Source organism: Cellulomonas sp. P24, assembly GCF_024704385.1.
GTDB lineage: Bacteria > Actinomycetota > Actinomycetes > Actinomycetales > Cellulomonadaceae > JAJDFX01.
Map to the genome: position 1 here is coordinate 2,775,105 of NZ_JAJDFX010000002.1, position 23,206 is coordinate 2,798,310.

Consider the following 23,206-nt stretch of genomic DNA (forward strand, 5'->3'; position numbering starts at 1 on the left):
GCGTCGGGACGGTGCTGTCGTCGTGCGGGGGCCCGGCCTGACCTCCGGTCAGGGGCGGAGCACGACCTTGCCGAGCTGACCGCCGGAGGCCAGCCGAGCCATCCCCCGCGCGGCGTCGGCGAGGGGCAGCTCGGTGTCGATCAGGGGTCGCAGCCCGGTGCGGGCCATGAGGGAGAGGACGCCCTCGAGGTCGGACCGGGTGCCCATCGTCGCACCGACCACGGAGAGCTCGAGGAAGAAGATCCGCTGGAGCTCGGCCGGGTTCGCGTCGCCGGTCGTGGCCCCTGCGACCACGATCGTGCCGCCGGGCCGCAGCGACCGCACCGAGTGGGACCACGTGGCCGCGCCGACCGTCTCGATCACGGCGTCGACGCGGTGCGGGAGGCGGGCGCCCGGCTCGACGGCGGCCGTCGCGCCGAGGGCGAGCGCGCGGCCGCGCTTGGCGGCGTCCCGGCTCGTCGCGAACACCTCGAGACCGGTGGCCGCGGCGAGGGCGATGGCTGCCGAGGCGACCCCGCCGCCGACGCCCTGGACCAGGACGCTGTCGCCGGGGGCCACGTGCGCGCTCGTGAACAGCATCCGGTAGGCCGTCAACCACGCGGTCGGCACGCAGGCCGCCTCGGCGAACGTGAGGGCGGGCGGCTTGTCGACGAGGTTCCAGGTGGGGACGGCGACCTGCTCGGCGAGCGTCCCCGGGTACCGCTCCGAGAGGATCGTCCGGCCTTCCGTCGGGCCGACGCCGTGGCCCGTCGCCCCGATGACCGCGTGGACGACGACCTCGCGCCCGTCGGCGGTGACCCCGGCGGCGTCGGTGCCGAGGATCATCGGGAGCTGGTCCGCGCGCAGCCCGACGCCGCGCAGCGACCAGAGGTCGTGGTGGTTCAGCGATGCGGCCCGGACGTCGATCGTCGACCACCCGTCGCGCGGCTCGGGTGACGGGAGGTCCCCGACCTCGAGCCCGGTCAGCGGGTCCTCGGGGTCGAACCGGGCGGCGTACGCGGCGAGCATGGGACCAACCTATGCCGCAGTCGCTCCGGGGTGAGCCGGCTCGCGTCGATCGTCGCCCGGTCGGGTGCGTCCTACAGGACCGGGAGCACGCGCCCGAGGTCGGGGACCCCGTCGGACGTGTAGGCGGGGCGCAGGGCGCGGGAGAGCACGTCGACGTCGTACGGGGTCCGTCCGGCGGCCAGACGCAGCCACAGGCGCGGGTCGGCCACCTCGAGGTCCCACCCGCCTCGCGCGACGACGATGTCGAGCAGGGTCTGGGCGACGAGGTCGAGGGCGCCCCGGTCGACCGGCTGGGCGACGACGTGCGGGAGGGAGCGGGCGAGGTCGTCGGCGTGCACCACGAGCTCGATCACCCGTGAGACGACCATGTCGACGAGCCGGACGGGGCCGCGGCGGGCCTGCACGACCTGGTCCACGCCGAGCTCGTCGAGCCGGCGGAAGGCCTTCTCGGCACGTCTGTCGACCTCGCCGAGCGGGTCGTGGGAGATCTCGACGGCGAGCTGCTGGGTGACCTCGCTGATCTCCGCCGCGCGGCCCGCGTACGTGCCGAGGTACTCCGCGAGGGTGAGCGGGACGGTGCCCGCCGGTGCGACCTCGACGACGGCGAGCGTCTCCATGGCGCGGCCGAGGTGCGCGACGAGCTCGGCGACGTTCCAGCCGCCCAGCACCGAGTCGCGGTCACCGACGTCGGGGTCGAGATCCTCGATCCATCCGCGCAGCAGGTCCCACTGGCGGTGCAGGGCGTCGGTCGCGGTGCTCAGGTCCGTCGGCATCGCCCCATCATGGCAAACGGGTCCGGCGCTGATCGGATCTGAGGCGCGGGTCAGGACCCGATCGACCCCGTGCCGGTTCCGGTTCCGGTGCCACCGGTGGTGTCGAGGGCCAGGAAGTCGGCGACGAGCGGGCCGACCTGGTCCTCCTCGATGAGGAAGCCGTCGTGGCCGAAGTCCGAGTGGACCATGCGCACCGGGCCGGCACCCGGGATGCCCCGGGCGATCCGTTCCGACTGGGCCGGCGGGAACAGGCGGTCCGAGTCGACAGCGACGACGAGCGTGCGTGCGGTGATCGTCTCGAGCGCGGCCTCGACCCCACCGCGGTCGCGGCCGAGGTCGTGCGTGAGCATCGACCGCGTGAGCACCAGGTACGTGTTGGCGTCGAACCGCCGCGCGAGCTTGTCGCCGTGGTGGTCGAGGTACGACTGGACCGCGAACCGTCCTCCGGTCATCGGGTCCTCGGCGCCCTGCGGGATGCGGCCGAACCGCTCGTCGAGCTCGCGGGCGCTGCGGTACGTGGCGTGGGCGATCTGGCGGGCGAGGCCGAGACCGAGGTGCGGACCGAGCCCGTCCGGGGCGTCGTAGTAGTCGCCGCCGTTGAAGTTCGGGTCGGCGGTGATCGCCGCGAGCTGGGTGTGGAACGACGCGATCTGGTCGCCGGAGATCTGGGCGGCGGTCGCGATCGGGGCGATCGCCCGGACCCGCTCGGGCGCCGAGACGGCCCACTCGAGCACGCGCAGCCCGCCCATCGACGCCCCGATCACGAGTGCCCAGCTGGACACGCCGAGGCGGTCGGTGAGGGCGAGCTCGGCGGCGACCTGGTCGCGCACCGTCACGTGCGGGAACCGGCTGCCCCACGGCTGGCCGTCGGGAGCGATCGAGGACGGACCGGTCGTGCCCTGACAACCGCCGAGCACGTTCGGTGCGACGACGAACCACCGGTCGGTGTCGATCGGTGCCCCGGGACCGACGAGTGACGACCACCAGCCGGGGGTGGGCTGCCCGGGGCCTGCGTCGCCGGTGACGTGCGCGTCGCCGGTCAGGGCGTGCAGGACGAGCACCGCGTTGTCGCCGGCCGCGTTGAGCGTGCCCCAGGTCTCGTAGGCGACCCGGACCTGCGGCAGCCGACCGCCGGCCTCGAGCTCGAGGGGACCGAGGTCCGCGAACTGCCGACCGGCCACGGGGTCTCCTTCGTGCCAGGCGGCGCTGGCAGGCGGGGGCGAGCTCAGGACACGTCGTGCGTGCCGCCGGCGCGGGGGGAGGTCGTTGCCCGTGCTCCGGTCGTGCGGGTGCGGTGACATGGTGTCCCCATCTGCAGCGGCAGGGCCGGCCGCGCCGGGGGAGCCGGCCACCGTGGCGGTCGGTTCCCCCGGCACCGGACCGGGTCCTGCGGGTCGCGGAGTCATGCGGGTTCAGGCGCCCTTGGCGGCGCGGAAGCCGGCCTCGAGGTCGGCCAGGATGTCCGTGATGTTCTCGATGCCGACGCTGAGGCGGACGAGACCGGGGGTGATGCCGGACTTGAGCTGGTCCTCGGGGGTGAGCTGGGCGTGCGTCGTCGAGGCGGGGTGGATCACGAGCGAGCGGACGTCGCCGATGTTGGCGACGTTCGAGTGCAGCTCGAGGGCCGAGACGAAGGCCTGGCCGGCCTCGGCGCCGCCGACCACCTCGAACGCGACGATGGCCCCGGCGCCGCGCGGCGCGTACTTCAGGGCGTTCGCGTGCCAGGGGCTCGACTCGAGCCCGGCGTAGTGGACGGTGGTGACGTCGTCGCGGGCCTCGAGCCACGCGGCGACCTTCTCGGCGTTCTCGACGTGACGCTCGACCCGGAGCGACAGCGTCTCGATGCCCTGCGCGATGAGGAACGCGTTGAACGGGGAGATCGCGGAGCCGAGGTCGCGCAGCAGCTGGACGCGCGCCTTGAGGATGAACGCGAGGTTGGCGCCGAGGATGCCGTTGACGCCGAGGTCGCGGGCGTAGACGAGGCCGTTGTAGCTCGGGTCGGGCGTGTTGTAGTTCGGGAAGCGTGCCGGGTCCTGCGCGAAGTCGAAGTTGCCGGAGTCCACGATCACCCCGCCGATCGCCGACCCGTGACCGCCGAGGTACTTGGTCGCCGAGTGCAGGACGATGTCGGCACCGAACTCGATCGGGCGGATCAGGTAGGGCGTCGCGACGGTGTTGTCGACGATCAGGGGGACGCCGACCTCGTGCGCGATGCCGGCGACGGTCTCGATGTCGAGGATGTCGGCCTGCGGGTTGGGGATCGTCTCGCCGAAGAACAGCTTGGTGTTCGGCTGCACGGCGTCGCGCCAGGCCTGCGGGTCGTGCGGGTCGGTCACGAAGGTCGTCGTGACCCCCAGCTTGGCGAGCGAGTACTGGAGCAGGTTGTAGGTGCCGCCGTAGAGGCTCGGGCTCGCGACGACGTGGTCGCCGGCCTCGGCGATGTTGAGGATCGCGAAGGTCGTCGCCGCCTGGCCCGAGGACAGCAGCAGGGCCCCGACGCCGCCCTCGAGGCTCGCGATGCGGTTCTCGACGACCTCCTGCGTGGGGTTGCCGATGCGGGTGTAGATCGGGCCGAGGTCCTTGAGCGCGAACCTGTCGGCGGCGACGCCGGCGTCCGGGAACACGAAGGACGTGGTCTGGTAGATGGGCAGCGCGCGGGCGCCCGTGGTCGGGTCGGGCGTCTGACCGGCATGGATCTGTCGGGTCTCGAAGGACCAGGCGTTGTTCATGGGGTGCCTCTCGGTTCAGGTCGCGGGGACGGTGGCCGACGTGGCGGTCCATCCGCCCCGATGCGGGGTGGGTGGGTGGCGCACGTGGTCGTCGTGCCGAGACTGGTGGAACCTGGCGGGGCGGTAAGAGCGGTCGAACGACGCCAGATCACCGGTACGAGGGCACAGCCGAAGGTGCGCGGTCAGCGACACATTCGGCGGGACATGAGGTGACAGTACGAGGTGTCGTGGCCCCTGCGGAACAGGTGTCTCATGATGTGGGATGGGTGTCCAGATGGCGGCACGCCTCTGTCCCGACGCTCCACCGGGGCCGTCGGGATGTCCGCCGGGGCGCTCTCGCGTCCCGATGATCCTGGAATGCCCGGATTCACAGCGATGTGACTCGTGTGACTGGTGTGACTGGTGTTCACTTCCGTGATCCAGAGGGCTAGCGTTCACCACGCGGTGAGGTGATCGTCCTGGTCACCTCGACGTCGCGGCCCGACGGACGGCCACCCGGCCGGACGACGGGCGACGGCGCACCACGGTGCGACGTCGCCGCGGTCCGCCGGCACAGCACGGGTCGACATCGGTGAGGAACACGTGGCACGCGAGACACGCACGACCGGACGCGGCCGATCGCGCGCACTGAACGCCGCGCTCGCGCTTGCCATCGGGGTCGCCGTCGGACTGGCGCCGGTGTCCACCGCCGTCGCGGACCCGACCAACCCCTCCGCGCAGGACGTCCAGGCCGCCCAGCAGGCCGTCACCGCCAAGGCCGCCGAGATCGCGCAGATCGAGCTCCGACTCGCCGAGGTCTCGGCGGTGAGCGACACGGCGTGGCAGAAGGTCCAGATCGCCGGCGAGGCGTACACGCAGGCGCTCGTCGACCGTGACGCAGCGGCCGCCACGGCGGCCGAGACCACGGCCCGGCTCGCCGAGGCCAACGCCGCGATGGACAAGGCCCGGAAGCTCCTCGTCGGGATAGCCCTGCAGTCGGCCCGCAACGGCGGGTCCTTCGACATGGCCGAGGCGGTCCTCGTCGCCGGTGGGTTCCAGGAGGTCGTCGCGCGGACCACCGCGCTCCAGCGTCTCGGCACCAAGGCGGACGACGCCGCACAGAGCTTCCAGGCCGCCAAGATCGTGGCGGACACGCTCAAGCAGCGTGCCGCCGCGGCCCTGGCGACCAAGGACGCGACCGCGACCGCGGCCAAGCAGGCGCTCGCGGCGGCGCAGCAGGCGCAGTCCGACGCCGAGGCCGCCGTCGCTGCGGCCGCGACCCAGCGCGACACGCTCATCGCCCAGCTCGCCGTGGTGCAGCAGACGAGCGTCGCGATCGAGAAGGCACGGCAGGACCAGCTCGACGCGGAACGAGCCGCCCGCGCGGAGGCCGCGGCCAAGGCCGCTCGCCTCGCGCCGCCGACCGCCACGCCGGTGTCCACGGCCCCGGTCGCGACGACGCCGCCCACGGCGACCCCGCCGCCGACGACCACGCAGCCGCCGACGACCACGCAGCCGCCGACCACCACCGTGACGCCGCCGCCCACCACCGTGACGCCGCCGCCCGTGACGACGCCGGTGACGACGCCGGTGTCGTCCGACCCGTACGGGCTCGGCACCGGCGTGAGCCGTGGCAGCGCCGCTGCCGGGGAGGCAGCGGTGGCCTGGGCCAAGACCCAGCTCGGGCTGCCGTACGGCTGGGGCGCGACCGGGCCGGGCGCCTACGACTGCTCAGGGCTCGTGATGCGTGCCTGGCAGAACGCGGGCGTCTCGCTCAACCGGACGACGATGGATCAGTACCGGCAGGTCAAGAAGATCAGCTACGACTCCCTGCGCGTCGGCGATCTCATCTTCTGGGGCTGGGATGCGAACAACCCCGACTCGGTCACGCACGTCGCCCTGTGGCTCGGCAACGGCCAGATCCTCGAAGCGCCACGGACCGGCCTCGACGTGCGCATCACGAGCATGCGGTGGTCAGGCACGATGCCGTTCGCCGGTCGTCCCTGAGCCGGAGCGAGCCCGCACGGACGACGACGCCGGCACGGAGGGAGCCCTCCGTACCGGCGTCGTCGTGGTCTCAGTGACCGGTCGTGTAGCCCGCGTCGATCGCGCGCTGGCGTGACCGGTCGATCTCGGCCTCCGCCTCGGCCTTGCCGGTCCAGTGCGCGCCCTCGACCGACTTGCCGGGCTCGAGGTCCTTGTAGACCTCGAAGAAGTGCTGGATCTCCAAGCGGTGGAAGTCGGAGACGTCGTCGATGTCCTGGCGCCACGCCGCGCGCTGGTCACCGGTCGGGACGCACAGCACCTTGTCGTCGCCGCCCGCCTCGTCGCGCATGCGGAACATGCCGAGGGCGCGGCAGCGGATCAGGCAGCCGGGGAACGTGGGCTCCTCGAGCAGCACGAGAGCGTCGAGCGGGTCGCCGTCCTCACCCAGGGTGCCCTCGATGAAGCCGTAGTCGTCCGGGTAGCGCGTCGAGGTGAAGAGCATCCGATCCAGGCGGATCCGCCCGGTGGCGTGGTCCACCTCGTACTTGTTGCGCTGGCCCTTCGGGATCTCGATCGTGACGTCGAACTCCACAGCTCTCCTTCGCAGGCACGTCAGGCCCCGCCGGGTGGGCGTGGGCGCTCGCAGCACAGGATCGTCGACGTGCCGCAGCGCCGCACGCCGACTCCTGGGAACTAGTGTGACGCACCGAGGCGCCTCCGCGCGCAGCCGGGTGCGCGCAGCAGCACCCAGGAGACCCACGGGGAAGGGAGGTGGCCGTGCGACGATCGCGAGTGCTCGGCGTGTCCGTCCTGGTCGTCATGGCGGTCGTCGGCGCCTACGTCACAGCGGACGCGTACGACGTCGTCCCCGGTCTCGTCACCCTCGCGCCCGCCCCCGCCCCCGCCCGGCCGTTCCCGACCGCGCCGGGTGCGGTCGCCCCGGCGCCGGTCGCCGCACCGCTCGCCGCCCTCCCGGCCGCTGCTCCCGTGCCGTCGGACGCACGCCTCGGCGCGTTGGCGCAGGCGCTCGCCGCCGACCCCCGCACCGGCGGCTCGGTCGGCGTGCTCGTGGCGGACCAGCTCACCGGTGCGGTCGAGGCGGCGATCGAGCCGGACGTCGCGCGCACCGCGGCCTCGACCACCAAGCTCCTCACCGCGACGGCCGCCCTGGGGCGTCTCGACCATGCGCGCACGCTCGAGACGCGAGTCGTCCGGGAGAGCGCCGACCAGATCGTCCTGGTCGGTGGCGGGGACATGATGCTTGCCGCGGGCGCGGGGCGACCGGACGCCGTCAACGGCCGTGCCGGGCTCGGCGACCTGGCGCAGCAGGTCGCCCGCGCGCTCACCCTGGCCGGGACCACGACGGTGCGGCTCGCGTACGACGACCACCTGTTCACCGGGAACGCCGTGAACCCGGGGTGGGCGAGCAGCGACGTGACGAACGGCTACGTCGCACCCGTCACCGGCCTCGCGGTGGACATCGGCAGGACGCGCGACGCCGAGGACGCCCCGAGGTCGACCACGCCGTCCCTCGATGCTGCCCGCACGCTGGCGAAGGAGCTCGAGGCCGACGGCATCACGGTCACCGGCACGCCTGCGCGGGTCGTCGCGACGAGCGGGGCGACGACGCTCGGGACGGTGCGGTCCGCGTCGATCGCCGAGATCGTCGACTACGTCCTGCACGAGTCCGACAACACGATCACCGAGGTCCTCGGTCGTCTGGTCGCCCTCGACGAGGGGCTGCCGGCGAGCTTCGGCGGCGCGGCGGCAGCGGTGCTCGAGGCGCTGCGCGAGGACGGGCTCGACATCACCGGGACCCACCTGGACGGCGCGAGCGGGCTGTCCCACGGCACCCACGTGGCGCCGGCGCTGCTCGTCGCAACCCTGCGGCTCGTCACGGACCCGTCGCACCCCCGGCTGCGCGGCGTCGCCGTCGACCTGCCGATCTCGGGGCTGAGCGGCACCCTCGCCGACCGGTTCACGACGTCCTCGGCACGCGGTTTCGTCCGCGCGAAGACCGGCAGCCTGACGTCCGTGACCTCGCTCGCCGGGACCGTCCAGGACGCTGACGGACGCCTGCTCGTCTTCGCGGTGATCGCCGACCACGTGCCCGTGACGGGCGAGGACGCCGCACGGCAGGCCGTCGACGAGTTCGTCACCCAGCTCACCGGTTGCGGCTGCCGCGACTGACCGCCCCCTGGCGGTTCCGGCGCGAGGGGAGCGGCGGACCGCTCGACCGAGCGGTGGGCGGGTCCGGTCCCGTGGGCGGCTACGGTGGCGTGATGGAGCACGACGAGGGGCACGCCCCGGCGGTCGACTGGGACGTCGCGGCCGACGTCGCCGCACGGTTCGTGCGGCCGGGGCCACCGGCCACCCGGTCAGAGCTCGCCGAGCTGGTCGCCGGCCTCAGGGCTGCCGCGACCGACGCCGTCGCGCACGTCGAACGGATCACCGAGCTCGGTCCGGTGGGGGAGCCACCCACCGCTCGGTCGAGCGGTCCGGCGCGCACCCCGGACGTGCGGCCACCGCTCTCGCGCACGCTCGTCGTCGACCGGGCCTCCTGGGCGCGGGCGAACGCACGGATGCTCGCGGTGATGACCTCGGGCGTGCGTACCGGCGGACGTGACCGGCCGACCGCGCGGTGGTCCGGAGGTGCGCAGGTCGGCACGGTCCTGTCCGTCGTCTCGAGCCGGGTCCTGGGGCAGTTCGACCCGTTCACGGCCTCGCTGGACCCGCGCACGGGTCGGCCCGGTCCGGGCACGCTGCTCCTGGTCGCCCCGAACGTGCTCCGCATGGAGCGCACGCTCGACGTCGTGCCCGGCGACTTCCGTCTCTGGGTGGCGCTGCACGAGCAGACCCACGCACGGCAGTTCGCGGCGGCCCCGTGGCTCGCGGCGCACCTGCGCGACCGTGCGACGGCGCTGCTCACCGATCTCGTCGGGGACGACGGCGCACCCGGCGAACCCGGCGCACGTGCCGTGCTCGCACGAGTGGTCGGAGCGATCACCGGCCGTGCGTCGGACGGCGTCGAGGCGGTCCTCTCGCCGCGTCAGCGCGAGGCGTTCGACGAGCTCGGCGCCGTCATGGCGCTCCTCGAAGGGCACGCGGACGTGATGATGGACGCGGTCGGGCCGGACGTCGTCCCGACGGTCCGCGTGATCCGGGAGCGGTTCGACGCACGCCGCCAGGGCACCGGGCGCTGGGACGCGGTCGTCCGCAGCCTGCTCGGCGTCGACCAGAAGCTGGCGCAGTACCGGGACGGCGCGGTCTTCGTCCGCTCGGTGACCTCCGCGGTCGGCACGTCCGGGCTGAACGCCGTCTGGTCCGAGCCGGGCACGCTGCCGAGCGCCCGCGAGATCGCCGACCCGCGCGCGTGGGTGCGCCGTGTGCACGGCTGACCGGAACCGTTCCGCGGCGGCCCCACGATGAGCGGGCCGGCTCCCGCAGTCGCACGTGCGCGGCTCGCGGTCCGCGCCGACCTCGCCGACCTCCCGGTCGGCAGTCTCGTGCTCGTCGCGTGCTCGGGGGGACCCGACTCGCTCGCGCTCGCGGCCGCGACGGCCTTCGTCGCGCCGCGGGCCGGTGTGCGTGCGGGTGCCGTCGTCGTCGACCACGGGCTGCAGCCGGGCAGTGACGCGGTGGCCGCGGAGGCCGCCCGCGCGTGCCGGGAGCTCGGGCTCGCGCCGGTCGTCGTCGTCCGCGTGGACGTCGGCCGGTCGAGCGGTCCGGAGGCCGACGCTCGCGAGGCGCGCCACGCGGCGTTCGACGCGACGGCCGCCGAGCTCGGGGCGCAGGCGGTCCTGCTCGGCCACACGCTCGACGACCAGGCGGAGCAGGTGCTGCTCGGCCTCGCCCGGGGGTCGGGCGCGCGCTCGCTGTCGGGGATGCCCGCCCGCCGGGGGCTCCTCCGCCGCCCCCTGCTCGGGCTGCCGCGGGAGGACACGGTCGCGGTCTGCGCCGCGTCCGGTCTCGTCCCGTGGGACGACCCGACCAACGCCGTCCCGTGGGACGACCCGACCAACGCCGTCCCGTGGGACGACCCGACCAACGCCGTCCCGTGGGACGACCGGGCGAGTGCCGTCCCGCTCCGCTCGCGGGTGCGTCACCAGGTGCTCCCCGTGCTCGAGCAGGTCCTCGGCCCGGGTGTCGTGGGCGCCCTGGCGCGTACGGCCGACCAGCTCCGGGAGGACGTGGACACGCTCGAGCTCCTCGGGGCGGAGCTGTTCGCCGCCGCGCGCGTCGAGGGGGCACCCACGATCGCGCTCGACGTCGCGGTGGTTGCTGCCGCGCCGCTCGCGGTCCGCCGGCGTGCGCTGCGTGCGGCCCTGGTGGCGGCCGGCTGTCCGTCCGGTTCGGTGAGCCGGACGCACGTCCTCGCGGTGGACCGCCTGCTGACGGACTGGCACGGTCAGGGGCCCGTCGCGCTCCCGGGCCGGGTCGTCGCCCGTCGACGATGTGGCAGGCTTGAGGTCGAGCCGGACGCTCCGATCGAGGCACCGGCTGCCCCGACCCGAGGAGAGCTGTAGCGGTGGACCCTGTTGACATGGGCGACGACCTCGCCGGCGTGCTGCTGACCGAGGCGCAGATCGCCGCGCGGCTCGACGAGCTCGCGGCGCAGATCGACCAGGACTACGCCGACAAGGCGGTCCTGGTCGTCGGTGTCCTCAAGGGTGCGGTCATGGTCATGGCCGACCTGGTGCGGAGGCTGCACACCCCGGTCCAGATGGACTGGATGGCCGTGTCGTCGTACGGCTCCGGGACCAAGTCGTCGGGCGTCGTGCGGATCCTCAAGGACCTGGACACGGACCTGACCGGTCGGCACGTGCTGATCGTCGAGGACATCATCGACTCCGGCCTCACCCTGTCGTGGTTGCTGGCGAACCTCCGGAGCCGTGGCCCGGAGAGCGTCGAGATCGCCACGATGCTCCGCAAGCCCGATGCGGCGAAGGTCGAGGTCGACGTGCGGTACGTCGGTTTCGACATCCCCAACGAGTTCGTCGTCGGCTACGGGCTGGACTACGCGGAGAAGTACCGGAACCTGCCGTTCGTCGGGACCCTGGCCCCGCACGTCTACAGCCACTGACGGGCCTGCGGTGCCGTCGCCGATCCTGCCCTGGGCGAACACGCACAGGTTCTGACAGACCCAGCGTGTACGTTCGAGCCGTTCTGCCATGCCGACCGGAGGGATGAGGGGACATTCCCCGTCGCCGATGAATGTCAAGCGCCTGACCCGAGGGCCCATCCTGTGGATCGTCCTCGCCGTCGTGATCCTCTGGACCGCCGCCAGCATGCTCGTGGGGACGGGGGTGCAGCGCATCGACACCTCCGACGGCCTCAAGCTGCTGTCCGAGGGCAAGGTCGAGCAGGCGCAGCTCGTCGACATCGAGCAGCGGGTGTCCCTCACGCTCACCTCGGACTTCACGTCGAACGGCGTCGACAAGGGCAAGAACGTCGAGTTCTACTACATCGCCCCGCAGGGCCCGGACGTGGTCGCCGCCGTCACGAACGCCAACCTGCCGAAGGGCTTCAACTCGACGGTCCCGACCACCCCGTGGTGGAGCAGCCTGTTCGGGATCGTCTTCCCGATGCTGCTCATCCTCGGGCTGTTCTGGTTCCTGATGTCGAACATGCAGGGCGGCGGCTCGCGGGTCATGAGCTTCGGCAAGTCCAAGGCGAAGCTCGTCAACAAGGAGTCCCCGCAGGTCACGTTCGCCGACGTCGCCGGTGTCGACGAGGCCGTGGAGGAGCTCCGCGAGATCAAGGACTTCCTCGCCGAGCCGGCGAAGTTCCAGGCCGTGGGGGCCAAGATCCCCAAGGGTGTGCTGCTCTACGGCCAGCCGGGTACCGGCAAGACGCTGCTGGCCCGGGCGGTCGCCGGTGAGGCCGGGGTGCCGTTCTACTCGATCTCCGGGTCGGACTTCGTCGAGATGTTCGTCGGTGTCGGTGCGTCCCGCGTGCGGGACCTGTTCGACCAGGCCAAGCAGAACGCCCCGGCGATCATCTTCATCGACGAGATCGACGCGGTCGGGCGTCACCGCGGTGCGGGCATGGGGGGTGGCCACGACGAGCGCGAGCAGACCCTCAACCAGATGCTGGTCGAGATGGACGGGTTCGATGTCAACGCGAACGTCATCCTGATCGCCGCGACCAACCGTCCGGACATCCTGGACCCCGCGCTCCTGCGCCCGGGCCGTTTCGACCGCCAGGTGGCCGTCGACCCGCCGGACCTCAAGGGACGGCACCGGATCCTGACCGTGCACGCCAAGGGCAAGCCGATGGCCGACCACGTGGACCTCGAGGCGGTCGCCCGCCGTACCCCCGGGTTCACCGGCGCGGACCTGGCCAACGTGCTCAACGAGGCTGCGCTGCTGACCGCGCGGCTCGGCAAGCAGCAGATCGACGACGTCGCCCTCGACGAGGCGATCGACCGCGTCGTGGCCGGTCCGCAGAAGCGGACCCGGATCATGAAGGTCTCGGAGCAGAAGATCACCGCGTACCACGAGGGTGGCCACGCGCTGGTGGCGACCGCGCTCCGGTACACCGACCCGGTGACGAAGGTGACGATCCTGCCGCGGGGTCGTGCGCTCGGCTACACGATGGTCATGCCGCTCGAGGACAAGTACTCCACGACGCGCAACGAGCTCCTCGACACGCTCGCGTACGCGATGGGGGGCCGGGTCGCCGAGGAGCTCGTGTTCCACGACCCGACCACCGGGGCGTCGAACGACATCGAGAAGGCCACCGCGACCGCACGCAAGATGGTCACGCAGTACGGCATGAGCGAGAAGATCGGTGCCGTGAAGCTCGGGCAGGACTCGGGCGAGGTCTTCATGGGCCGCGACATGGGCCACGGTCGCGACTACTCGGAGACCGTGGCGGCGATGGTCGACGTCGAGGTGCGTCGCCTCGTGGACGCCGCGCACGACGAGGCGTGGGAGATCCTGGTCCAGTACCGGGACGTCCTCGACGCCCTGGTGCTCGAGCTGCTCGACAAGGAGACGCTCAACCAGGCGCAGCTCGCCGAGATCTTCGCCCCGGTCGTGAAGCGACCCGCACGCGAGGTCTGGCTGTCGAGCGACGACCGCGCCGTCTCGGAGCGCCCGCCGGTGCTGACCCCCGACGAGAACGCCGCCGCTGCTGCGGCGTCCGCGCCGACCACGGACCCGGAGGGCTGATCGTGGCGCCCGACGCCCCGGCGGGGTACGACGCCGCGCGCGTCGAGGCCGCGGTCCGCGAGCTGTTGGTGGCGGTCGGTGAGGACCCGGACCGAGAGGGCCTGCGCGACACCCCCGCTCGGGTCGCGCGCGCCTACGCGGAGACCTTCGCCGGTCTGCGGCAGGACCCGGCCGACGTGCTCAGCACGGTGTTCGACATCGGCCATCAGGAGATGGTCCTCGTCAAGGACATCGAGGTGTACTCGACGTGCGAGCACCACCTGGTGCCGTTCCACGGGGTCGCGCACGTCGGGTACATCCCGTCGTCCGACGGGCGCATCACCGGGCTCAGCAAGCTCGCACGACTGGTGGACGTCTTCGCGCGTCGCCCGCAGGTGCAGGAGCGGCTGACGAGCCAGGTCGCCGACGCGCTCGTCGAGCACCTCAACCCGCGGGGGGTGATCGTCGTGATCGAGTGCGAGCACCTGTGCATGTCGATGCGCGGGGTCCGCAAGCCCGGTTCCCGCACCGTGACCTCGGCCGTGCGCGGACAGATGCGTGACGGGACGACGCGGGCCGAGGCGATGAGCCTCATCCTCAGTCGGTGAGCCTGCGCCCCTAGGCTGGCTCACGTGACCGCAGGACGACTCCTCCTCTCGCCGCACCCGTTGCCGGCTCCGCTGGCGAACCTGCAGCGGTCCCTCGTGATGGGCATCGTGAACGTCACCCCGGACTCGTTCTCGGACGGCGGCCGGTGGCTGAACCCCGACGCGGCGGTACGGCACGGGATCGACCTGATCGCCGACGGCGCCGACCTCCTCGACGTCGGCGGCGAGTCGACACGTCCCGGGGCGGTGCGCGTCAGCGTCGAGGAGGAGCTGGCCCGGGTCCTCCCTGTGGTGCGTGCGCTCGCGTCCGAGGGCGTCGCCGTGAGCATCGACACGACACGCTCCGAGGTCGCCGAGCGCGCCGTGGACGCCGGTGCCGTGATCGTCAACGACGTCTCCGGCGGTCTCGCCGACCCGAGGATCAGAACCGTGGTCGCCGAGACCGGTGTCGTGTACGTCGCGATGCACTGGCGTGGTCACTCCGACGTCATGCAGGACCTCACCCACTACGACGACGTCGTCGCCGACGTGCGGGCCGAGCTCGCGCAGCGGCTCGTCGAGCTCCGGGACGCCGGCGTGCGGGACGAGCAGGTCGTCGTCGACCCCGGACTGGGGTTCGCGAAGGAGCCGGCGGACAACTGGCCGCTCCTCGCGCACCTGGACGCGCTGGCGTCGCTGGGTCGGCCGGTGCTCGTCGGTGCGTCACGCAAGCGGTTCCTCGGTGCGCTCCTCACCGGTCCGGACGGCCGACCGGTCCCGCCGGACCGGCGCGACGAGGCGACCACAGCGGTCTCCGCGCTGGCGGCCGCGAACGGTGCATGGTGCGTTCGGGTCCACGAGGTGGGAGGCTCGGCGGACGCCGTCCGTGTGGCCGCCGCCTGGCGGGAGGCGTCGGAGCAGTGGGCATGACGTCAGGTATGGCACGAGAGGCACACGCATGAACGCGGCGTCGGCAGGACACACGGGATCAGCGCTCGACAGCGCCGGTCGTCAGCTCGACCAGATCCGCCTCGTCGGGATCTCCGCAGTCGGCCACCACGGGGTGTTCGAGCACGAGCGTCGCGAGGGGCAGGTCTTCCGGGCCGACGTGGTCGCCCACCTCGACACCCGGCGCGCCGCGGCGACCGACGACCTCGCGCACACCCTGCACTACGGCGTGCTGGCCGAGCAGATCGCGGGCGTCCTCTCGGGAGAGCCTGCCGACCTGATCGAGACGGTCGCCGAGCGGATCGCCGCGACCGTGCTCGCGCACACCCAGGTCGTGGCGGTGGACGTCGCGGTGCACAAGCCGCAGGCGCCGTTGACCGTCCCGTTCGACGACGTCGTGGTGAGCATCCGGCGTGATCGCAGCAAGCTCCCGGCCGCGGAGCCGTGGGCCCCGGCGCCGATCACCACCGGCTCGACCGCACGCGTCTCGACCGCACCGACGCCGACCGCGGTGCTCCCGGTCGTCGAGGCCGCGTCCGAGCGGGTGGCGGCCGCGCCGGTCGTCGTGGCCGCCCAGGCTCTCGGCACGGTGCCGTTCGCGGAGGTCCCGACCTCGGCGTCGACGCCGGAACCGACCCGGGAGCCGAACCCGGAACCGATGCCGGTGCCGACCCCGGAACCTGCTCCGGAACCGGCCACGCACGTGTCGGTCGCCGACGTCCTCGACGAGCTCCCGGCGGCCCCGACGGAGGTCGTCCTCGCCCTCGGCTCCAACCTCGGGACGCCGCAGGAGACCCTGCGGCAGGCGGTCGCGGCGCTCGCGGAGGTCCCCGGTCTCGAGGTGGTCAAGGTGTCGCCGCTCGCGCGCTCGGCGCCGGTCGGTGGCCCCGAGCAGCCGGACTTCCTCAACGCGGTCGTGATCGCGCGGACGACCCTCGCCCCTCGGGCGCTGCTGCGGGCCACGCAGGCCATCGAGGCGGCCCACGACCGGCGACGGGACGAGCACTGGGGCCCGCGGACCCTCGACATCGACCTCATCGTGTACGGGTCGATCCTCGCCGTGACGGACGACCTCGAGCTCCCGCACCCGCGCGCCCACGAGCGTGCGTTCGTGCTCCAGCCGTGGGCGCAGATCGCGCCCGACGCCGTGCTCCCCGGTCTCGGCGGCGGACCGGTCGCCGCGCTGGCGGCCACCGCGCCGGACCTCAGCGGCATCCGATGGCTCGCACTCGACTGGCTCGTCCCGCCGGCCGAGCACCCGGCTCCCGAGGCGCAGGAGCCCGAGCCGCCCGCAGAGAGCCGCCCGGGGCCCCCGGCACCGGTGTGGGTCCCGCGAACGCCCCCGACGTCGAACGGCGGCTCGCCGACGTCCTGGATCCCGTGATGCAGCGCACGCGTTGGCAGACGCTGCTGACCGTCGCGGCGACCACGGCGGCGCTGGGCTGGCTGGTGCTCAGGCTGCTGGACCGGGTGGCGGTCGAGCCCCCGCCTGTCCCCTGGCTCGTGTGCCTCGTCATGCTCGTGATCGCCGGTGTGGTGTTCACGATGGGCTGGCAGGTGCGGCAGTTCCTCGGCGGCAAGCGACCGCAGCTGAACCCGATCCGTGCCGCACGGACGGCCGTCCTGGCGAAGGCCTCCTGCTACACGGGCGCGCTGCTCGCCGGCTGGTACCTCTCGCAGGTGCTCGCGGTGCTCGGAGACCTCTCGATCACCTCGCAGCGTGAGCGTGCCCAGGCGGCCGGTCTCGCTGCTCTGACGGCGATCCTGATGGCGGTCGTCGGGCTCGTCGTGGAGTGGTTCTGCCGGGTCCCGCCGCCCGAGGAGCCCGAGAAGGAGCCACCCGGACCGGAGCAGGCGGCCCGTTGAGCGATGGGAGACTAGGGGACATGTCCCTCCCGCCACGTGGCCCGTTCGACCCCGACGACGTCGTCTGGAACCCGGTCTCGACCAGGCTCGCGTCGGCGCGGCTCGTGGTCGCCTGGATCATCGTGCTCGTGGCGCTCGTCCCGACGATCGTGCTGGGGTTCGCGGTCGGTGCCGTGTGGTCGTGGATCCCGGCGGTCGTCGTGCTCCTGGCCGCCGTCTGGGTCACGCTCCTCATCCCGCGTCAGGTCCGGGCGATCGGTTACGCGGAACGGGCCGACGACCTCCTCGTGCGTCGCGGGATCATGCTGCGCCGGCTCGTCGTCGTGCCCTACGGGCGGATGCAGTACGTGGACGTGCAGGCCGGCCCGATCGCCCGCCGGTTCGGGGTGGCGTCCGTGCAGCTGCACACCGCGTCGGTCGCGACCGAGGCCTCGATCCCGGGCCTGCGACCCGACGAGGCGGACCGGCTTCGCGACCAGCTCGCGTCGCGCGGCGAGGCGAGGCTGGCCGGGCTGTGACCCCTGCACCCCGCTCCCCGGGCGCCGGGGCGGTGTCATCGGACCAGGCCGACGTCGTCGCGCCGACGGATGAGGCCGTCTGGCGTCGGATGCACCCGATCACGCCCGTGCTCAAGGGCTGGCAGGTCATCGCGGTCCTCCTGGTGATCGGGACCAACCAGGTCGGTGACAACGTCGTGAACGCCCAGCGCTTCCTCACCGACGGGGGATGGCGGTGGGCCCTGCTGGTGCTTGCGGCGACGGCCGTGGTCGGTGGGGCATGGGCGTCGCTCGCGTGGCGGATGACCAGCTACGCGGTCGACGACCGGGCGGTCCACCTGCGCACCGGGATCCTCGTGCGTCAGCGGCGCCAGGCGCGTCTCGACCGCCTGCAGGCCGTCGACGTGGTCAAGCCGTTCCTCGGCAGGATCTTCGGTCTGGCGAAGCTGACCCTCGAGGTCGCCGGTGGAGCCGGGTCGGCCGTCGAGCTCGCCTTCCTCAAGGAGAGCGAGGCCGAGGCCCTGCGGGCCGAGCTGCTGGCCCGGGCCGCGGGCCTGCACCAGGAGGTGGGGGACGACCCGGCCCCGGTCGCGCCGGAGCAGCAGGTGTTCGAGCTCGCGCCGACCCGGCTCATCGGGTCGCTGCTGCTGTCGGGCACGACGTTCGTGCTGGTGCCGGCGCTGATCGGGCTGACGATCTGGGCAGCGAGCGTCCACGAGGTCGGGCCGGTGGTCGCGATGCTCCCGGCCGTCCTCGGCGTGGGCTCGGCCCTGTGGTCGCGCTTCGCCCGCGAGTTCGGTTTTCGCGCCGCGATCTCCCCGGACGGCATCCGGCTGCGTCACGGGCTGCTCGAGCAGCGCGCCCAGACGGTCCCGCCGGGGCGGGTGCAGGCTGTCCGCGTCACGCAGGGGCCGTTGTGGCGGACGCGGGACTGGTGGCGGGTGCAGATCAACGTCGCGGGCTACGGGATCGGCCAGGGGGCGGAGAACGCGAACGTGCTGCTTCCGGTCGGGAGCCGGTCCGAGGCGTTGCATGCGATCTGGCTCGTGCTGCCGGACCTCGGGGTGCCCGACCCGCGGGAGACGCTGGACGCCGGGCTCTCCGGCTCGGGGACGGACCGCGGCTTCCTCACGATGCCGCGTCGCTCGCGGTGGCTCGACCCGTGGGGCTGGCGGCGTCGTGGTGTCCTGGTGACGGACCGCGCCCTGCTGATCAGGTCGGGGTGGTTCGTGCGTCACCTGGTGCTCGTCCCGCACGAGCGGACGCAGTCGCTGGCACTCCAGCAGGGGCCGTGGCAACGTGCGCTCGGGGTCTCCTCGCTGACCGTCCACTCGACGCCGGGCCCGGTCACGCCGGTGATCGCCCACCTGGACGCGGCCGACGCGACGCGCCTGCTCACCGAGCAGGCGGACCGCGCGCGGGCCGCCCGGGCGACCGCCGGTCCCGAGCAGTGGATGTCCCGGCCGACGGGCGGGGCGGTCGAGCATGGCTGAACCGGCACGTGCACCGTCGCGGCCCGGTCGGCTCGACGTCGGGGTGGTCGGCGCGGGGCGCGTGGGTGCGGTGATCGGCAACGCCCTTCGGGGCGCCGGCCACGTCGTCGTCGGGGCGAGCGGCATCTCGGCGAGCTCCCGTGAACGGATCGACACGCTGCTGCCCGGTGTCCCGGCCCTCGAGGTGCCTGACGTCGTGGCGCGCGCGGACCTGGTGCTGCTCGCGGTCCCCGACGACGCGCTGGCCCCCCCTCGTCGCGGGCCTCGCGGAGGTCGGGGCCTGGCAGGCGGGGCAGATCGTCGTGCACACGTCGGGCCGCTACGGCACGGACGTCCTCGAGCCGGCTCGGCGATCGGGGGCGATCCCGCTCGCGATCCACCCGGCGATGACCTTCACCGGGACCTCGCTCGACCTCGCCCGGCTGGTCGGGTGCACCTTCGCGGTGACCGGGCCGGCACCGGTGCTGCCGATCGGGCAGGCGCTGGTCGTCGAGATCGGCGGTGAGCCCGTCGTGGTGGCCGAGCAGCATCGACCGCTGTACCACGCGGCCCTCGCACACGGTGCGAACCACCTGGTCGTGCTCGTGTCGCAGGCCGCCCAGGCTCTCGCCGCCGCGGGCATCGACGAGCCCGGGCGGGTCCTCGCACCGCTGCTGACCGCGGCGCTCGACGGAGCGCTCCGCTCCGGTGACCAGGCGGTGCGGACGATGACCGGTCCGGTCCCTCGCGGTGACGCCGGCACCGTCCGCGACCACGTCCGCGTGCTCACGGAGTTCGGGGTGCACGAGGGTGCCCTCGACGTCGTGGAGACGTACCGGGTCCTGGCCCGGTCCGGGACGCGGCGCGTGCTCGCAGCGGGCCTGCTCGGACCCGAGGCCGCCGTTGCCCTGCTCGACGCCGTGTCGGGCGTCGCAGATCCGCACGACACGAAGGACGACGACTCATGACGCAGACCGGACGCACCGGTCGACCGGTGCTCGCCACGACCCGTGACGAGCTCGCCGCAGCTCTCACCCCCGCCACGGCGACTCCTGCCTCCGGCGGGCTCGTGCCCGCCGGTCCGAGGCGCGCGGTGGTCATGACGATGGGCGCGTTGCACGCGGGCCACCTCGCCCTGGTGAACCGTGCACGGGAGCTCGCCGACCAGGTCGTCGTGACGATCTTCGTGAACCCCCTGCAGTTCGGGCCGACCGAGGACCTGGACCGCTACCCGCGCGACCTCGACGGAGACCTCGAGCTGCTCGCGGCGGCCGGGGTCGACGTGGTGTTCGCCCCGACGGTCGACGTCATGTACCCGGACGGTGACCCGCTGGTCACGGTGGGGGCCGGGATCTTCGGCGAGGTCCTCGAGGGTGCGGCGCGCCCGGGCCACCTCGACGGTGTCCTGACCGTCGTGCTGAAGCTGCTGCACCTGGTCCGTCCGGACGTCGCGCTGTTCGGCCAGAAGGACGCCCAGCAGCTCATGGCCGTCCGGCGCATGGTGCACGACCTCGACGTCCCGGTGCGGATCGAGGCCGTGCCCACGGTGCGTGACACCGACGGGCTGGCGCTCTCGTCGCGGAACGCGTTCCTCAGCCCCGAGGACAGACGGCGGGCGTGCGGCCTGTCCGCCGCGCTGTTCGCCGGGGCGGCCCGCGCGGGGAACGGTGCCGGCGCGGTGCGGGACGCCGCTGCCGACGTCCTCCGGGAGCGCGGTCTGGAGGTCGAGTACCTGGCCCTCGTCGACCCCGAGACGGTGGCCGAGGTGGGTGACCACCACACGGGCGCAGCGGTGCTCGCACTGGCGGCGCGAGTAGGGTCCACCAGGTTGATCGACAACGTGCCGTTGACCCTCGGATGACGGGGCCGCGCACGAGGCGGCCGGAGAGGCCACGAGGCGGCCGGAGCGGCCGGGGAGCGAGGGACACCGGATGACCACGCTGCAACGTCCGATGATGATCGGCAAGATCCACCGGGCCACGGTGACCCGGTCGGACCTGCACTACGTCGGCTCCGTGACGGTCGACGCCGACCTCCTCGACGCGGCGGACCTGCTGCCGGGGCAGCAGGTCGACATCGTCGACGTCACCAACGGTGCCCGGCTGACGACCTACGCGATCGCGGGCGAGCGCGGTGCAGGGCAGATCTGCGTGAACGGCGCCGCGGCGCACCTCGTCCACCCGGGCGACGTCGTGATCCTCATCGCGTACGGGCTCCTCGCCGACGCCGAGGCGCGCACCTACGAGCCGCGGGTGGTCTTCGTCGATCGCGCCAACCGGATCGTGGACGTCTCCGCCGAGGCCGGACAGGTCCCGGACGCGGCCGAGGGACTCCTGCCCAGCGGTCTCCCGCTCGCGGCGTCGCGCGCGTGACCGGCATCGCGGGGATGCCGGCCGCCCGCACGGTCGATGCGGCGATCGACGCGGCCTGGGGCGGGACCATGTCGCCGCCGCCGCCGCCGTCGGCCCCACGGCTCCACCTCGCGACCCGCCTCGCGGCGCCCGAGCCGGGCTGGACGGTGGAGGCGGACGTCGTGGTCGTCGGGTCGGGTGTCGCGGGCCTGACGGCCGCCCTCGAGCTGCGGACCCGCGTCCCACGGGTGCTCCTCGTGACCAAGGGCGAGCTGTCGTCCGGGTCGACGGTCTGGGCCCAGGGGGGGATCGCCGCGGCGCTGGACCCGTCGGACTCGCCCGCCGCGCACCTCGCCGACACGCTCGTGGCCGGCGCCGGCCTGTGCGACCCGCGCGCGGTCGAGGTCCTCGTCACGGAGGGGCCGGCCCGCGTGCGCGAGCTCGTGGCACGTGGGGCGAACTTCGACCTGGACGTGGAGGGCGAGATCGCCCTGACCCGCGAGGGCGGTCACCACGCCGACCGGATCGCCCACGCGGGCGGCGACGCGACCGGTGCGGAGATCTCCCGGGCGCTGGTCGCCCAGCTCGAGGCGGTCCGCAACGACCCGGGGATCGAGATCATCGAGCACGCCCTCGTGCTCGACATCCTCACGTCCGCGCCCGACGAGGACGGCCGACCGGGTGCCGCCTGCGGCGTGACGCTGCACGTCATCGGAGCGGGATCGCGCGACGGGGTCGGCGCGGCGCTCGGACGAGCGGTCGTGCTCGCGACGGGGGGCATCGGGCAGGTCTTCCGCTCGTCGACCAACCCCGTCCAGGCGACCGGTGACGGGATCGCGGCTGCGCTCCGCGCCGGGGCGACGGTGGCGGACCTCGAGTTCGTGCAGTTCCACCCGACGGTGCTGTGGCTCGGGTCCGGGGTGCGGGGCCAGCTGACGCTGGTCTCCGAGGCGGTGCGGGGCGAGGGCGCGTACCTCCTGGACACCGACGGCGCCAGGTTCATGCCGGCCGTGCACCCGATGGCGGAGCTCGCCCCCCGGGACGTCGTCGCGCATGCGATCGTCCGGCAGATGGCACGGACGGGTTCGGACCACGTCTGGCTCGATGCCCGTCACCTGGGTGCGGACTTCCTGCGTCGACGGTTCCCGACGATCACCGAGAGGCTCGCGGACAACGGCATCGACTGGACCACGGACCTGGTCCCGGTCGCACCGGCGCAGCACTACCACTCCGGGGGAGTCGTCACCGACCTGGCAGGCCGGTCGAGCCTGCGAGGTCTGTACGCCGCGGGAGAGGTCGCCTGCACCGGGGTGCACGGCGCCAACCGGCTGGCGTCGAACTCTCTCGTCGAAGGTCTGGTCTTCGCGCACCGGGCTGCACGCGACATCGTGGCGAGGGTCGCCTCCGGCGAGCTCGTGAGCCGGGATGCGGTGACGCGCCCGGGGCCGAGCGCGTTGGTGGCTGCGGCGTCGCGTTCACGGGTGCAGCGGATCGCGTCGGAGGGACCCGGCGTGATCCGGTCCGCGGAAGGTCTGACGGCGGCTGCGGAGAAGCTCGCCGCGGTGCGTACCGATGCCGACCTGGCGCTCGACGTCGTCGCGGTCCCGCAGACGGCGGAGTGGGAGACCACCAACGTCCACCAGGTCGCCTCGGTCCTCACGCAGGCCGCTCTCGCGCGGGAGGAGAGCCGCGGGGGCCACTTCCGTGTCGACTTCCCCGAGCCCGACGAGGCGTGGCGGCTCCGGCTGAACGTGCGGCTCGATCCCGACGGGCGGCTCGAGGTCGTTCCGGCTCCGCTCGACTGAGGGCACGGTGCGTCGTCGGTCGCACCCGGTCGGGTGCGGAAGGTGAGCGGC

Annotated in this window: 20 protein-coding genes and 1 pseudogene; 16 read left to right on the forward strand and 5 right to left on the reverse strand. The window is 73.3% G+C overall.

From position 1 onward, the window contains the following. Positions 1-48: 48 nt before the first annotated feature. The 4 genes from LJB74_RS12925 to LJB74_RS12940 form a co-directional block, all read right to left on the reverse strand. Positions 49-1,008 carry a zinc-binding dehydrogenase gene (locus LJB74_RS12925; protein ID WP_259308924.1) on the reverse strand — a complete coding sequence of 320 codons (960 nt, stop codon included), beginning with the start codon at positions 1,006-1,008 and terminating at the stop codon, positions 49-51. Positions 1,009-1,079: 71 nt separating this feature from the next. Next, entirely contained in the window at positions 1,080-1,781 is a 702-nt protein-coding gene (locus LJB74_RS12930) for a maleylpyruvate isomerase N-terminal domain-containing protein (protein ID WP_259308925.1), read from the reverse strand. 50 nt (positions 1,782-1,831) lie between these two features. After that, entirely contained in the window at positions 1,832-3,082 is a 1,251-nt protein-coding gene (locus tag LJB74_RS12935; RefSeq protein ID WP_396125167.1) for a homoserine O-acetyltransferase, read from the reverse strand. A 111-nt stretch (positions 3,083-3,193) separates the two neighbouring features. Next, positions 3,194-4,510, reverse strand: a complete 1,317-nt coding sequence (locus tag LJB74_RS12940) for a bifunctional o-acetylhomoserine/o-acetylserine sulfhydrylase (RefSeq protein WP_259308927.1) — start codon at positions 4,508-4,510, stop codon at positions 3,194-3,196. 582 nt (positions 4,511-5,092) lie between these two features. Between LJB74_RS12940 and LJB74_RS12945 the strand changes: the two genes are divergently transcribed. After that, the gene (locus LJB74_RS12945) at positions 5,093-6,496 is read left to right on the forward strand and encodes an NlpC/P60 family protein (RefSeq protein ID WP_259308928.1); all 1,404 of its coding nucleotides are present in this window, start codon (positions 5,093-5,095) and stop codon (positions 6,494-6,496) included. 70 nt (positions 6,497-6,566) lie between these two features. Here LJB74_RS12945 and LJB74_RS12950 read toward each other — a convergent pair whose 3' ends face one another. Next, the gene (locus tag LJB74_RS12950; RefSeq protein WP_259308929.1) at positions 6,567-7,067 is read right to left on the reverse strand and encodes an inorganic diphosphatase; all 501 of its coding nucleotides are present in this window, start codon (positions 7,065-7,067) and stop codon (positions 6,567-6,569) included. A 185-nt stretch (positions 7,068-7,252) separates the two neighbouring features. Between LJB74_RS12950 and dacB the strand changes: the two genes are divergently transcribed. The 15 genes and pseudogenes from dacB (at position 7,253) to LJB74_RS13025 (ending at position 23,155) form a co-directional block, all read left to right on the forward strand. Beyond that, positions 7,253-8,665 carry a D-alanyl-D-alanine carboxypeptidase/D-alanyl-D-alanine-endopeptidase gene (dacB, locus tag LJB74_RS12955; RefSeq protein WP_310650847.1) on the forward strand — a complete coding sequence of 471 codons (1,413 nt, stop codon included), beginning with the start codon at positions 7,253-7,255 and terminating at the stop codon, positions 8,663-8,665. Between the two features lie 92 nt (positions 8,666-8,757). Continuing rightward, complete coding sequence (locus LJB74_RS12960) at positions 8,758-9,873, forward strand: zinc-dependent metalloprotease (RefSeq protein ID WP_259308931.1); 1,116 nt, start codon at positions 8,758-8,760, stop codon at positions 9,871-9,873. Positions 9,874-9,900: 27 nt separating this feature from the next. After that, positions 9,901-11,001: a tRNA lysidine(34) synthetase TilS gene (gene tilS, locus LJB74_RS12965; RefSeq protein WP_259308932.1), complete on the forward strand. Its 1,101-nt coding sequence runs from the start codon at positions 9,901-9,903 to the stop codon at positions 10,999-11,001. A gap of 2 nt (positions 11,002-11,003) precedes the next feature. Next, positions 11,004-11,558: a hypoxanthine phosphoribosyltransferase gene (hpt, locus tag LJB74_RS12970; protein WP_259308933.1), complete on the forward strand. Its 555-nt coding sequence runs from the start codon at positions 11,004-11,006 to the stop codon at positions 11,556-11,558. A 127-nt stretch (positions 11,559-11,685) separates the two neighbouring features. Further along, the gene (gene ftsH, locus LJB74_RS12975; protein ID WP_259308934.1) at positions 11,686-13,650 is read left to right on the forward strand and encodes an ATP-dependent zinc metalloprotease FtsH; all 1,965 of its coding nucleotides are present in this window, start codon (positions 11,686-11,688) and stop codon (positions 13,648-13,650) included. Beyond that, positions 13,647-14,237 carry a GTP cyclohydrolase I FolE gene (folE, locus tag LJB74_RS12980; RefSeq protein WP_396125230.1) on the forward strand — a complete coding sequence of 197 codons (591 nt, stop codon included), beginning with the start codon at positions 13,647-13,649 and terminating at the stop codon, positions 14,235-14,237. Before ftsH ends, folE begins: the two co-directional genes overlap by 4 nt. 99 nt (positions 14,238-14,336) lie before the next feature. Next, complete coding sequence (gene folP / locus LJB74_RS12985) at positions 14,337-15,146, forward strand: dihydropteroate synthase (RefSeq protein ID WP_259310356.1); 810 nt, start codon at positions 14,337-14,339, stop codon at positions 15,144-15,146. Between the two features lie 28 nt (positions 15,147-15,174). Beyond that, positions 15,175-16,548: a 2-amino-4-hydroxy-6-hydroxymethyldihydropteridine diphosphokinase gene (gene folK / locus LJB74_RS12990; RefSeq protein ID WP_259308936.1), complete on the forward strand. Its 1,374-nt coding sequence runs from the start codon at positions 15,175-15,177 to the stop codon at positions 16,546-16,548. Then, positions 16,548-17,030, forward strand: a complete 483-nt coding sequence (locus tag LJB74_RS12995) for a DUF3180 domain-containing protein (RefSeq protein WP_259308937.1) — start codon at positions 16,548-16,550, stop codon at positions 17,028-17,030. The genes folK and LJB74_RS12995 overlap by 1 nt, the downstream gene beginning before the upstream one ends. A 20-nt stretch (positions 17,031-17,050) precedes the next feature. Continuing rightward, entirely contained in the window at positions 17,051-17,548 is a 498-nt protein-coding gene (locus LJB74_RS13000) for a PH domain-containing protein (RefSeq protein WP_259308938.1), read from the forward strand. Then, a complete protein-coding gene (locus LJB74_RS13005) occupies positions 17,545-19,020 on the forward strand; it encodes a PH domain-containing protein (RefSeq protein WP_259308939.1) in 1,476 nt (491 codons plus the stop codon). The genes LJB74_RS13000 and LJB74_RS13005 overlap by 4 nt, the downstream gene beginning before the upstream one ends. Then, positions 19,013-19,967 (forward strand): annotated as a pseudogene (locus LJB74_RS13010) (Rossmann-like and DUF2520 domain-containing protein). Before LJB74_RS13005 ends, LJB74_RS13010 begins: the two are co-directional and overlap by 8 nt. After that, the gene (gene panC / locus LJB74_RS13015) at positions 19,964-20,860 is read left to right on the forward strand and encodes a pantoate--beta-alanine ligase (RefSeq protein WP_259308940.1); all 897 of its coding nucleotides are present in this window, start codon (positions 19,964-19,966) and stop codon (positions 20,858-20,860) included. Before LJB74_RS13010 ends, panC begins: the two are co-directional and overlap by 4 nt. Before the next feature lie 70 nt (positions 20,861-20,930). After that, positions 20,931-21,371 carry an aspartate 1-decarboxylase gene (gene panD / locus LJB74_RS13020; RefSeq protein ID WP_259308941.1) on the forward strand — a complete coding sequence of 147 codons (441 nt, stop codon included), beginning with the start codon at positions 20,931-20,933 and terminating at the stop codon, positions 21,369-21,371. Between the two features lie 68 nt (positions 21,372-21,439). Continuing rightward, positions 21,440-23,155 (forward strand): L-aspartate oxidase, encoded by a 1,716-nt coding sequence (locus LJB74_RS13025; RefSeq protein WP_259310357.1) that lies wholly within the window; start codon positions 21,440-21,442, stop codon positions 23,153-23,155. The last annotated feature ends 51 nt before the right edge of the window (positions 23,156-23,206 follow it).